10 protein-coding genes are annotated in these 12,330 nt (G+C 35.4%); 8 read left to right on the top strand and 2 right to left on the bottom strand.

Annotation, left to right across the window (positions count from 1 at the left end; genetic code table 11):
• Window positions 1-428: 428 nt before the first annotated feature.
• From arfB to FVB9532_RS09295, 3 genes are all read left to right on the top strand, one after another.
• Complete coding sequence (gene arfB, locus FVB9532_RS09285) at window positions 429-836, top strand: alternative ribosome rescue aminoacyl-tRNA hydrolase ArfB (RefSeq protein ID WP_150544937.1); 408 nt, start codon at window positions 429-431, stop codon at window positions 834-836.
• A gap of 262 nt (window positions 837-1,098) precedes the next feature.
• Window positions 1,099-1,422, top strand: coding sequence for a hypothetical protein (locus FVB9532_RS09290; RefSeq protein WP_150544938.1), 324 nt, complete (start codon window positions 1,099-1,101; stop codon window positions 1,420-1,422).
• A 327-nt stretch (window positions 1,423-1,749) separates the two neighbouring features.
• The gene (locus tag FVB9532_RS09295) at window positions 1,750-3,099 is read left to right on the top strand and encodes a sigma-54-dependent transcriptional regulator (protein WP_150544939.1); all 1,350 of its coding nucleotides are present in this window, start codon (window positions 1,750-1,752) and stop codon (window positions 3,097-3,099) included.
• Here FVB9532_RS09295 and FVB9532_RS09300 read toward each other — a convergent pair.
• Window positions 3,089-5,539: a hybrid sensor histidine kinase/response regulator gene (locus FVB9532_RS09300; protein ID WP_150544940.1), complete on the bottom strand. Its 2,451-nt coding sequence runs from the start codon at window positions 5,537-5,539 to the stop codon at window positions 3,089-3,091. The genes FVB9532_RS09295 and FVB9532_RS09300 overlap by 11 nt on opposite strands.
• A gap of 299 nt (window positions 5,540-5,838) precedes the next feature.
• Between FVB9532_RS09300 and FVB9532_RS09305 the strand changes: the two genes are divergently transcribed.
• The 4 genes from FVB9532_RS09305 to FVB9532_RS09320 all read left to right on the top strand — a co-directional run bounded on the left by FVB9532_RS09305 (window position 5,839) and on the right by FVB9532_RS09320 (window position 11,293).
• A complete protein-coding gene (locus tag FVB9532_RS09305) occupies window positions 5,839-8,202 on the top strand; it encodes a TonB-dependent receptor (RefSeq protein WP_150544941.1) in 2,364 nt (787 codons plus the stop codon).
• A 152-nt stretch (window positions 8,203-8,354) separates the two neighbouring features.
• Entirely contained in the window at window positions 8,355-9,113 is a 759-nt protein-coding gene (locus FVB9532_RS09310) for an SDR family NAD(P)-dependent oxidoreductase (RefSeq protein ID WP_150544942.1), read from the top strand.
• A gap of 262 nt (window positions 9,114-9,375) precedes the next feature.
• On the top strand, window positions 9,376-10,278 hold the full coding sequence (locus FVB9532_RS09315) for a helix-turn-helix domain-containing protein (RefSeq protein WP_150544943.1): 903 nt from the start codon (window positions 9,376-9,378) through the stop codon (window positions 10,276-10,278).
• Window positions 10,279-10,288: 10 nt separating this feature from the next.
• The gene (locus FVB9532_RS09320) at window positions 10,289-11,293 is read left to right on the top strand and encodes an MBL fold metallo-hydrolase (protein ID WP_150544944.1); all 1,005 of its coding nucleotides are present in this window, start codon (window positions 10,289-10,291) and stop codon (window positions 11,291-11,293) included.
• A gap of 3 nt (window positions 11,294-11,296) precedes the next feature.
• On the opposite strand, the gene FVB9532_RS09325 is transcribed toward FVB9532_RS09320, so the two are convergent.
• Window positions 11,297-11,734: a Rieske (2Fe-2S) protein gene (locus tag FVB9532_RS09325; RefSeq protein ID WP_150544945.1), complete on the bottom strand. Its 438-nt coding sequence runs from the start codon at window positions 11,732-11,734 to the stop codon at window positions 11,297-11,299.
• A 120-nt stretch (window positions 11,735-11,854) separates the two neighbouring features.
• Between FVB9532_RS09325 and greA the strand changes: the two genes are divergently transcribed.
• Complete coding sequence (greA, locus tag FVB9532_RS09330) at window positions 11,855-12,328, top strand: transcription elongation factor GreA (RefSeq protein ID WP_150544946.1); 474 nt, start codon at window positions 11,855-11,857, stop codon at window positions 12,326-12,328.
• Window positions 12,329-12,330: the final 2 nt, after the last annotated feature.

Below are 12,330 nucleotides of genomic sequence, written 5' to 3' on the forward strand. Positions count from 1 at the left end.
TAGCGAGGCGGAACATCAGCTCAACAGGCGAAGTGAATTTATTGTGATCAATTAAAACAGCCCTGTTATAACAACCTTACAGGACCTTTTGGTGCTGTGTGGGATGGTATTTAAAGCACCCTCTATATCATATGGGGTGCTTTTTTTGTTTGTGCTAATAGAATAGGTAGGTTTTGATTTTAAAAGCTACACTACGCGTTAGGAAACCTATAGATCTCTAGATAATGCGTGGGATTATTTTTTTGGTTCTGGAAAATTTTTGAGAATCAGCCTCTCTGGGGTGATAAAGCGAATATTTCTTTTGCAAATTATTGATAGTGCTCAAATGGCTATTGAATTGGAATATCCACGATTATATAAGTTACAATAATTACCTTTAACTTTGTAAAAAATGTAGTTAATTTATTAAATGAAAACCAGTGAGTTTAATGTTGGGTAGTAAGGAAGAGTTGCTAAACGAAGCAGATTTTAAAGCAGTTTTAAGTTCGGGGCCCGGTGGGCAACATGCCAATAAAACCAGTACAAAAGTGGTTTTAAATTGGAGTTTAACCGATTCTGAGGTTTTTACTGAAGAGCAAAAAGAACGATTGCATTGGAAACTCAATAACAGATTAACAAAAGATAAAGTCCTTCAATTAAGTTCAGACCATACCCGAAGTCAGCATAAAAACAAAGAAATATTGGTGAAGCGTTTCTTTAAGGTGTTGGAAGATGCTTTGAAAATTCCGAAGAAAAGAAAAAAGACCAAGCCTTCTCGAAGGTCAAAAATACAACGTTTAAAAGATAAACGAATTCAATCTGAAAAGAAAGCCAATCGAAAAAATCCGCTTAAGTGATTTTGAAAGCCATGATTACATGCCTGATGTAATGTGTGATTTTATTGAAATTAAAAGTCTGCTTTTTTATTAAAAATGTGTAAAAAATCCACAGGGCTATTGTGGTTTTTTTGTTTTCTACAGTTTCGGTATTTCCAATAAAATTTTGCTAAATAAGGTTTAAGGGGTTGAAAATAAGTGTCTTTTGAGTTTTTTCATTCATAAAATTTTAAATGGCATAACTATTTCAATCTAACTAAAAGAAACGATAAATATTTAAAAGATGAAAAAGTTAATCACTTGTTGTGCGATCTTAGGTTTATGTGCAATATCAAGCATAAAAGCTCAAGAAAAGGGCAAAGAGAATAGCGTTGAAATAATGAGCGAAGAAAGCAAAGAACAGGAAACTTTTCAACCTGTAGATGTAAGTCAGGTTCCTGCTCCCATAGTGGCGGCAGTAGCTAGTGACTTTAAAGGAGCTAAAATTACCAAAGCTTATAAAAATAGTAAGGACGAATATAAATTGGAAATAAAAACCGGTACAGAAAGCACTCCAAAAACCGTTTATGCGAGTGTCGAAGGAAAGTGGATAAAACCTTCCGCCTAATAATTATAAAAGCAATCATGAACTTCTTAAATGGATTGGCGTTTGTTTAAGATAGGGGGCAGTAAAGAAGCATAGTAATTTTTAAGAATTAATTTTTTTGGTAACCAAAAATGATATTTTTCAACGATGGTTAAGCGTGATCTTTTAGACTTTGTTGAAAACTAACTATAGGGAAGTTATTTGTTTATTTATATCATTAACGAGGTTACCCAACAGTAATTTTTTACTGCCCTTAGAAGAGGTCAATTTAGGTTGACCTCTTTTTTTATGATTATTTTACACAGGCAAGCCGTCATATTTTCTAATTTTGTGCAATAAGCAATCTTTATGGCTAGAGTTTTAATAGTAGAAGACGATGTAGCATTTTGCAAAATGTTGGAGACTTTTTTATCAAAAAAAGGGTTTCAAGTTAGCGTTTCCCATACAGGAAACGATGCAATGACAAAAATAAATGAAAGTTTCTACGATATTATTTTAGCCGATGTACGACTTCCCGATAAAGACGGAAACACCATTCTAAAAACGGTTACCGATAAATTCCCGAAAACCAAAGTAATTTTAATGACGGGTTATGCTGAAGTGAACCTTGCGGTAGATGCTATAAAAACGGGAGCTTTCGATTATATATCCAAACCTATTAACCCTGAAAAAATGCTGGAAACTATTCAGAAAGCATTGTCGGGTAAAGAGGAAATGCAACAAAAGCAAACCGGTACTAAATCTACACGAAAAGAAATTACCCCTCAAGATACTACGAGTTATGTGGGTGGGGTAAGTGATGCTTCTAAAAAATTGAACGATTATATTAAATTGGTGGCCCCCACCAATATGTCGGTATTGATTATTGGAGATAGTGGTACTGGAAAAGAGTACGTCGCCAAGAATATTCACGATCAGAGTAAACGTGCCAATGAAACATTTGTGGCGGTAGATTGTGGAGCGATACCTAAAGAAATTGCCTCGAGTGAATTTTTTGGTCATATCAAAGGTTCATTTACAGGAGCGGTAAACGATAAAACCGGGCATTTTCAAGCGGCCAATAAAGGAACTTTGTTTTTAGATGAAATAGGAAATCTTAATTACGATTTGCAAGTTCAATTGCTTCGGGCATTACAAGAACGAAAAATAAAACCCGTCGGGAGTAATGAGGAGATCAAGGTAGATATTCGGGTAATTGCTGCAACTAATGAAGATTTAAAGAAAGCGGTTGAAAATGGCGATTTCCGCGAAGATCTTTATCACCGTTTAAATGAATTCAGTATTCAGGTGCCAGCGCTTAAAAAACGAAAAGAAGACTTGATGCTTTTTGCCAATCATTTCTTGGAAAAAGCCAATGAAGAATTAGAAAAAGAGATTGTAGGTTTTTCTGATGATGTGCTAGAATTATTTACCACCTATGCTTGGCCGGGAAATTTACGGGAAATGCAAAACACGATAAAGCGTTCGGTTTTATTGGCGCAAGATAAATTGATTACCACCGAAGTTTTACCAAACCAAATGCATATAGCAACCACCGAAAAAGAAAGTTATAGTTTATTTAAAAACAAAAATGAACAAGAACTCATTTTAGATGCACTGGAGGAAGCTGATGGTAACAAAAGTAAAGCTGCCAGAATCTTAAATATCGATAGAAAAACGCTATATAATAAATTGAAGCAATACGATATCAAGCTTTAATCTCACTCTGTAAAGCTTCCAATAACTTTTTAACTTCCACAATCGCTTTTTTGACGAGTGCTAATACCTCTTTTAAGCGGAGTTGTAATTCGTGTTGTTGTTCTAGTTTTTCGACAATGGGGATAACATTTTTTGCTTTTAATTGCCGGAACATCGGTAGCATTTTATGGGCTACGAAAGCAATTTGCTGAGTGTCTTTTTCTTCCGAAGCCTTCTGTAAATCTTCACAATTTTTTGTAGAATTTTCTATAAAAGTTTGAAGCAATATCGTTAAGGATTCTTCGTCGCCATCAGAAAAGACCCTTAAATCTTGCAAGTCATACAATTTGGAGGTATTTTCTCTTTCAGGCTTTTTTGAGGTGGCTTTTCTACTAAATTCTTCATAAGGCAAGTCTAAAACCTTGGCGATTTTAATAAGCAATTCTCCTGCTTCGTAAGGTTTAATCACATTGGTTTCAAAGCCTTTTTCGGTATAAACACGCTGACTAATTTCTGTTCTTCCGGAAAGTGCAATTACCGGGATATGTTTTAATTTTTTATCTTTTTTCAGTTTCCTGATCAATTCAAATCCATTCATTTTTGGCATTTGAATATCAGAAAGAATCAAATCAAAAGCACCATTTTTGAGAAGACGTAAAGCTTCTTCAGGTTTTTCTGTAGCCATAATCTCAAAACCGGCTTGTTTCACGATTTCTCCCGTAAGTGCCAATTGGGTAAGTTCGTCGTCCAGAATAAACAGTTTTTTCCCTTTCGTGTCTAAAATCTTTACTTCTTTAGCATTTTCTTTCGTCGAAGTATATTTGGCATTTTCCACCGGAATAAATACCGTAAACTTACTTCCTTGACCGGGGTTGCTTTCTAGGTAAATCTCTCCGTCTAATAAATTCACTAGTTTTTTGGTAATGGCCAAACCTAAACCAGAACCACCATATTGTTTTTCAATAGAAGCTTTGGCTTGCGAAAATTCTTCAAAAATGCGTTGCTCTTGTTCTTTAGAAATTCCGATTCCTGTGTCTTCTATGGTAATTTTTAATTTATTGGTTTTAATAGAAGAAGTATCTAAAACCCCAGCGATTTTTATACTCCCCTCTTGAGTGAATTTGTATGCATTTCCCAGTAAATTAGTTAAGATCTGTTGAATTCTAAAAGGATCACTCAAATAAGAATTTTCAAATGAATCTTCTAACTTCAGTTGTATTTCTAAATTTTTAGGATCTTCTGAAGGAATGACGCCGTCAATACTGTCTTTAATTAAATTTTTAGGCGTAAATGGAAGCTTTTCAACCTGCATTTTTCCGGCTTCCAGTTTAGAAAAGTCCAATAAGTCGTTTACCAAATGTAAAATATAACCGGAAGATTTCTGAAGTTTTTCTAAGTAATGCGACTGTTTTTCAGATAAATCCGTTTTATATAGCAAATCAGAATAGCCGGTAATGGTCGTTAATGGCGAACGTAAATCGTGTGTTACGGTAGCCATAAACTGTTCGCGACGTTTTAATAAAAGTTCGGCATAAGCTTTGGCTTTTTCCAATTCGCTACGGTAAAGTTGGCTACGGTTGGTGTCTTTTAGAATTAGAACTACAAAAAGCAAAATGGTAAGTATGCAAGCTACTCCCAAAACAATCATTAGATTAGAGGTGTCTTCTAACGCTTCTTGAGATTGAGCTACTTGTAATACCGATTTCTGAACTTCTTCCTGTTCAATTTGTGAACGTAGTTTTCTTAATTGTGCCGTTAGATTTCTATCGTTTTCCAGCAGTTCATTTTCTTTGGAAATCACCGAATTTTGATACTCAATTTCTTCATTTTCCAAACGGCTCAGCACCTGTTTCATCGTATTGATTAACGAATCGGCCGATTGCTGGGTAAGTCGGTTGGCATTGTCTTTTTTGGCATATTCCAAATACTTCACCAAAACTTCCCGAACGTGGGGTTTGTATTCTTTTAGTCGTTCTTCGTAATTATCATCCTCAAAAATATAATTGGTTTTTTCCAGTTCATTTAACACCCGATCGTAATAGTTTTCACTTCCTTGTTCTTTACGAAGCGCCAACAGATCTAATAAGTTTTCTTTCTTCAGCAAAAGTAATTGCTGGATGCTATCCAAACTTTCCTTTGTCTCAGTTTGGGAAGGATAGGTTTGCTTTAACGAATCGATGAGTACTCCAATGGTGTCGAGTTGCGCATTGAAATCACTTATCTTTTCTGATTTTTTATTCTGGATAATATTTCGGCTAATCCCTTCTGCAGTATATAAATTGGTGACCGCTTCACTAATTAAAAATAACCGCTGGTTATTGATACTTCCTACTTTATTTGTTTTGGTAAGGGTTTCAATTTTACCATAAATAAACCATATCGTAATCCCGGCAAAAACCGTAAGCAAAATATATCCTAGAAGGACTTTAAAAGTTATCGATTTTTTAGTGTTTTTCACCATAAATTCAAAAATACTGGCTCGAGAAATAAAAACGCCTTAAAATTATTGTAAATTAAAAATTAACTCCTAAGTTTGCTGCAAATCTCAAAGGGGTGCCATTGTGGCTGAGATCATACCCGATGAACCTGGGCAGGTAATGCTGCCAAGGGACAAGAAAGACTTGCTAGCGGTCTTTCAACAATCGTATGTTACTCCTGAATAAACTTTATATGGTAGAAGTTTTTTCAGGATTTTTTATTTTATAATTTAATCTAAAACCTAAGAATAATCGCCCCTTTTATTCGTAAAACAAATTACGGATGAAAAATGTATTATTTTTAGTAGGCTTTTGCTTTATAAGCCTACTCGGTATCGCACAAGAAACCTACACACTTAGCGGTACAGTTATTTTAAACAACACGGCTTTACCTGGCGCCAATATCACGGTGAAAAACAGCAGTAAAGCAACAACGACGGACTTTAACGGATTTTATTCTTTAGCATTAGAAGAAGGGAATTACACGCTTATTTTTAGCTACGGAAATCAAAAAACAGTAGAAGTCGAACTGACCGGAGATCAAACTTTAGATGTAGATCTTACAGGAACACACGAGAGTTTAGAGGAAGTCTTTCTTTCTTCCATTCGGGTAGATGCCGATTCGCCCATTACCTATAGCAATTTAACCAATGAAGAAATTGAAGAACGTAACCTCGGGCAAGATATTCCTGTTTTAATGAATTATTTGCCTTCGGTAGTTACCACTACCGATGCTGGAAATGGTGTAGGTTATACCGGAATCAGGGTACGTGGTAGTGATGCGACACGAACCAATGTAACCGTAAATGGGATTCCGATAAACGATGCTGAAAGTCAAGGAACTTTTTGGGTAAATATGGGAGATTTTGCTTCCTCCACAGAAAATATACAACTACAACGGGGAGTAGGGACTTCAACTAATGGAGCCGGAGCTTTTGGGGCCAGTATTAATATTTTAACCGACCGGTATAGCGAAGAAGCTTATGCAGAAGTGGCCAATAGTTACGGGTCTTACAATACGCATAAACATACGGTAAAATTTAGTACAGGATTATTTAATGATCATTGGGAATTTGCCGGGCGTGCTTCACAAATTAAAAGTGATGGGTATATTGATCGTGCTGAGTCAGACTTAAAATCGTACTTCTTACAAGGAAGCTATGTAAACGATGGAACCCTCGTAAAAGCCATTATGTTTGGAGGTAAAGAACGAACTTATCAAGCTTGGTATGGAGTAACTCAACAAGAAATTGATTCGCTTGGGAGAACTTATAATCCTGCCGGAAGGTACACTGATGAAAATGGAAATGTGAAGTTTTATAATAATCAAACCGATAATTACCAACAAGATCATTATCAGCTTTTATGGAATCAGAAATACAATAAAAACTGGTCTTCTAATTTGGCTTTTCATTATACACGAGGAAAAGGTTATTATGAAGAATATGAAGTAGATAGAGTTTTAACCAACTTTGGTCTAGAACCGTTTATGGCGAATGGGGAAGAAGTAACAAAATCAGATTTAGTAAACACGAGTTGGTTAGATAATCATTTTTACGGAACTACTTTTAGCGTAAACTACCAAAATAATACAGTAGATGCTATTGTTGGCGGTGGTTGGAACCGTTATGATGGCGATCACTTTGGAGAAGTAATTTACACTAGGTTTGCAAGAAATAACGATCCTTATGAGCCGTTTTACGAAAACAATGCGGTAAAGACAGATTTTAATTTGTACACCAAAGCAACAGTTTCTTTAACAGATCAATTGGCGGTTTATGGAGATTTACAAATAAGAACCATTAATTATGAAGGGAATGGGCCCACACAAGAACTCCCTGATTTTCCTATCGATGCTAACTTCAGTTTCTTCAATCCTAAAGGAGGGTTTACGTTTCAGTTCAATGAAGAAAATCAGTTGTATGGATCGGTAGCAGTAGCTCATCGTGAACCTTCACGTTCAGATTATGAAGATGCTTTTAAGAATGGTGAAAATGAGCCCACGGAAGAGCGCTTGGTAGATTATGAATTGGGTTGGCGTTTTAAATCAGGAAAAACGCAAGTAAATACCAATTTATACTTTATGAATTATAAAGACCAATTGGTGTTGACCGGGGAAATTGATGAAGAAGGAGCGGCGATTAGAAAAAATAGTGGTAAAAGCTATCGGTTAGGATTGGAAGTAGATGCCAATATTCAAGTAAACGATTGGTTGTCCTTGAGACCAAATATAGCAGTTAGCCAGAATAAGAACAAAGATTTTGTTGGTTTTGATGATGATATTCAACAAAACCTTGGTGATACCGATATTGCTTATTCTCCTAACATTATAGCAGGAAATATAATTCGAATTTCTCCCGCAAGAAATCTTCAACTTAATTGGTTATCTAAATACGTAGGAGAACAATATATGACCAACTTGGAATTAAAAGCTTCTAAGCTGGAATCTTATTTTGTGAACGATTTCAATGTACAGTATGTTTGGGATAAAGCTCCCCTTTTTAAAGAAGTCGTATTTACAGGTTTAGTCAATAATATTTTTGATGTCAATTATATTTCTAATGGAAACTTCTATAGCAGTGAGTATATTATATATTATCCTCAAGCTACAATAAACTTTTTAGCAGGCATTACCTTAAAATTTTAAATTGAACTAACTAACTAACCATTCAATTGAAGGGCTTTCCGGAAACGGAAAGCCTTTTTTGTTTGAATTTTACCATGCTTGGTTTGAATAGCACTATACTCAACGAGGGTTCCAATCCTACTTTTGTCCTGTAATCAAAAAAGAAGAAAAAGATGAATCACAAATTAGTTTTAATTACCGGAGGAAGTCGAGGATTAGGAAAAAATATGGCTTTAAAAGTAGCCGAAAAAGGTTTAGATGTTATCCTTACCTATCATCAGAATAAAGAAGAAGCCCATCAAGTGGTTTCAGCAATAAAAGATAAAGGTCAAAGAGCGGTAGCCTTGCAATTAGATACTTCCAATACATCCAACTTCTTGAACTTTCAAGAAGAACTGCAAAGGGTGCTTTCTGAAGTATTTAAAGTTAAAAAAATAGACTTTTTAGTCAATAACGCCGGAATAGGTATCAATGAAGCTTTTGCAGAAACTTCTGAAGCTACGTTTGATAAACTTGTTAATATTCACTTGAAAGGCGTTTTCTTTCTAACACAGCAATTATTGCCTATGCTTGCTAACGAAGGCGGAATCATAAATATTTCTTCTGGACTGGCTAGATTTACCATGCACGGTTACAGTGCTTATGGAGCGATGAAAGCGGCTGTTGAATCGCTTACCCGTTATCAGGCAAAAGAATTGGGAAAGCGTGGCATTCGTTCTAACGTGGTTGCTCCCGGAGCCATTGAAACCGATTTTGGGGGAGGTTTAGTGAGGGATAATAAAGATGTAAATAAAATAGTAAGTAGTCAAATCCCATTGGGGAGAGTAGGTCAGTCGGATGATATTGGAGGAGTGGTTGCTTTTCTTTGTACCGAAGAGGCAAAATGGATTAACGGACAACGAATAGAAGTTTCGGGCGGGCAGAATCTATAATTGATGAATCCTTAATGCATTAATAAATTGAAATTAGTCAGTTCGAGTGATTTTGCGAAGTGAAACGAAGCAAAATTGTATCGAGAACTTAATTTTAGCTTCAAGTCCTAATTCTCGATACAAAAACCTTAACCGATTTTTACTCGAATTGGCGGTTTGGAAGGGAAAACTGTACAATGCACCAGAGTTTTTTTAATTCCCTTTTACAATAAACCCACTATTTTGCTTTGTGGGTTTTTGCTTTAAGACTAAATTTATAATGATGGAAAAAACAACTAGCTTAGAAGAGTTTTATAGAAAAAAACTGGGGGTTTTACCGAGTGATTTTTTTAAAAAGATCGGTGAGTTTAATGTTTTTAAGCTAAAAGACTATTTCGGAACCTCTAAAGAGATGCCTTATAGCCGAAAGGATTATTACAAGATAAGTCTTATCTCTGGTGAAAATACGGTGCATTATGCAGATAAAACCTTAAGGGTTAAAGATAATATGTTGTTATTTGCCAACCCACAAATTCCTTATAATTGGGAACCACTTTCCGAAGATAAAACCGGGGCTTTTTGTGTATTTACTGAAGCGTTTTTTGAAGATTTTGGGAATTTTAAAGATTATCCCTTATTTCAAACTAATGGGACGCCTATACTTTCTTTGAATGATGAAGAGTTTCAGCAAATTCAACAGATTTATAAAAAAATGTTTACTGAAATAAATTCTGAATATGCCTACAAATATGATGTATTACGAAATTTGGTTTTTGAATTGATTCATACAGCCTTAAAAATGCGTCCGGCACAACTAGAAAATGAAGAAAAAACCGTTTCTAATGCTTCCGAAAGGATTACTTCCCTGTTCTCCGAATTGTTAGAACGCCAGTTTCCTATTGAATCTGTTCAACAGAAAATAAATTTAAGGACTCCCGGTGATTTTGCCAAGCAATTAAACATTCATAATAATTACCTCAATAAAGTTTTAAAAAGTGCGACGGGTAAAACCACTTCAGCACTTATTGCCGAACGCTTTGTATTGGAAGCAAGGGCATTGTTAAAACACACCAACTGGACAATTGCAGAGATTTCTTGGAGTTTGGGTTTTGAAGATCCTTCTTACTTCATCAAATTTTTTAAAAAGAATGAAAAATTAACCCCCAACGGATTTAGAAGCGTTTAAAAACCATTCCATGAAAATAACCAAAAACCCAACTATTACTTCTTCTTTAGTGAAAGATGGAGTGTTTCAAAACATAGAAGAAACCCCACAAATGGCTGAAGAAGCTTCTGTCTTTAAAATTTTAAAGAAGCAGTTTTCAAAGCCAAAAAGTATAAAGCCAAGTTCAGAAATTCCGATAGTGAAAACAGACTTGAATAAGCTTCCTGCTCACCATCCAACTATCGTATGGTTTGGGCATTCTTCTTATTTAATTCGATATCGAAAAATCAATATTTTGGTAGATCCGGTGTTTTGTGGTTATGCTTCACCATTTTCGTTTATGATTAAAGCTTTTGCCGGTGCTAATCATTATGGAGTAGAAGAGATGCCCAGCATCGATTATCTTATTCAAACGCATAATCATTACGATCATTTAGATAAGAAAACGCTTAAAAAATTAGCAGCGAAAACCAAGAACTGTATAGTGCCAAAAGGCGTGAAGAAAGATTTATTAAGCTGTGGGATTTCTTCTGAAAAAATAACAGAACTGGATTGGGGTGAGCGCGCAGAAATTTCTTCAGAATTCCAAATTACAGCTACTCCGGCTAGGCATTTTTCAGGAAGAGGCTTAAAACGGAATACTTCGCTTTGGTCTTCTTATGTGTTAGAAATGTTTGGATACCGTTTATTTTTGGGAGGTGATTCTGGTTTCGGAAATCATTTTCAAGAAATTGGTCATGCGTTTGGCAAGTTTGATTTAGCCATTTTAGAATGCGGTCAATACGATGAATACTGGCCTAACATTCATAGCTTCCCAGAAGAATTATTGAAAATAGCAGAAATCCTTCAGCCTAAATGTATTCTTCCGGTACATTGGGCGAAATTTGCATTGGCACATCATCCTTGGAAAGAACCCATCCAACGATTAATAAAGGCCCCTAAAAATTCTAAAATACAATTAGCCACTCCTCAAATTGGAGAACCTGTGGTGTTAGGTGAACATTACCCAACAAGTAAGTGGTGGGAAGATTTATAGTAATTATCGATTGGTTATTCTTAAAGTACCATTGCCATTATCCGTCACTCGATAAGGATAAAGCGTATATTCTAAATCTTCTCCTTCAATAAAATTTCCGGTAAAAAGATCGTAGGTATTTCCTTCACAGCTGCATTTTAATCTAATGTCACCAACAACTTCCATCGAAATACAACTATCGTTTCGTGGATGGTTAGGGTCTGCCGCGTCATATGCTACATAATTACTTCCGGTGTTCATTAAAATAATTCCACCATTGCCATATTGCCCCACATACACCGAATTGCTGGGGAATTTTAGATTACTATATTGAGGTAAGCTTAAATCTACCATGAAATTTACATTCACGTTAAGAAGATTGGGGTTGTTTTGTCGGTGATCGTCACTACTACAGCTTATGAGCATCAATCCGGAAAACATGAATACAAGTAAACTTTTCATTTTAAAAATTTTAGTGGCGCAAGATAACATAATTGCTAAGCTTGTTAAAATTTATTATCTTTGTTTTAGTTGAATCCCATGGTACGTGGGATTCTTTTTGTATATATAAACGATGAAGTTATGAGTAAAGTATCTTATTATACTGAAGAAGGATTAAAAAAATTGAAAGATGAATTAAACCATCTGAAAGATGTAGAGCGTCCTGCTGCTTCACAAGCTATTGCAGATGCACGGGATAAAGGTGATTTAAGTGAGAATGCAGAATATGATGCCGCTAAGGAAGCGCAAGGATTATTAGAAATGAAAATCTCTAAGCTTGAGGAAGTCGTAGCGAATGCAAGAGTGATTGATGAATCTCAATTAGATACTTCTAAAGTGCTTATTCATAGTACGGTAAAGATAAAAAACACCACCAATGGTGCCGAAGTAAAATATAAATTGGTTGCGCAAAGCGAAGCCGATTTAAAAACGGGAAAAATCTCGGTAGATTCTCCCATAGGTAAAGGTTTGCTAGGAAAAAAAGTAGGCGATACCGCTGATATTAAAGTCCCCAACGGAACGATGACTTTTGAAATTTTAGAGATTACGAGATAGTA

Origin of the sequence: Mesonia oceanica, assembly GCF_902499555.1 — a bacterium.
Classification (GTDB): domain Bacteria; phylum Bacteroidota; class Bacteroidia; order Flavobacteriales; family Flavobacteriaceae; genus Mesonia; species Mesonia oceanica.

Coding starts and splice junctions, on each gene's coding strand:
- greA (WP_150544946.1), top strand. CDS start 11,855: ATGAGTAAAGTATCTTATTATACTGAAGAAGGATTAAAAAAATTGAAA.
- FVB9532_RS09315 (WP_150544943.1), top strand. CDS start 9,376: ATGGAAAAAACAACTAGCTTAGAAGAGTTTTATAGAAAAAAACTGGGG.
- FVB9532_RS09310 (WP_150544942.1), top strand. CDS start 8,355: ATGAATCACAAATTAGTTTTAATTACCGGAGGAAGTCGAGGATTAGGA.
- FVB9532_RS09320 (WP_150544944.1), top strand. CDS start 10,289: ATGAAAATAACCAAAAACCCAACTATTACTTCTTCTTTAGTGAAAGAT.
- FVB9532_RS09305 (WP_150544941.1), top strand. CDS start 5,839: ATGAAAAATGTATTATTTTTAGTAGGCTTTTGCTTTATAAGCCTACTC.
- FVB9532_RS09295 (WP_150544939.1), top strand. CDS start 1,750: ATGGCTAGAGTTTTAATAGTAGAAGACGATGTAGCATTTTGCAAAATG.
- FVB9532_RS09325 (WP_150544945.1), bottom strand. CDS start 11,734: ATGAAAAGTTTACTTGTATTCATGTTTTCCGGATTGATGCTCATAAGC.
- arfB (WP_150544937.1), top strand. CDS start 429: ATGTTGGGTAGTAAGGAAGAGTTGCTAAACGAAGCAGATTTTAAAGCA.
- FVB9532_RS09290 (WP_150544938.1), top strand. CDS start 1,099: ATGAAAAAGTTAATCACTTGTTGTGCGATCTTAGGTTTATGTGCAATA.
- FVB9532_RS09300 (WP_150544940.1), bottom strand. CDS start 5,539: ATGGTGAAAAACACTAAAAAATCGATAACTTTTAAAGTCCTTCTAGGA.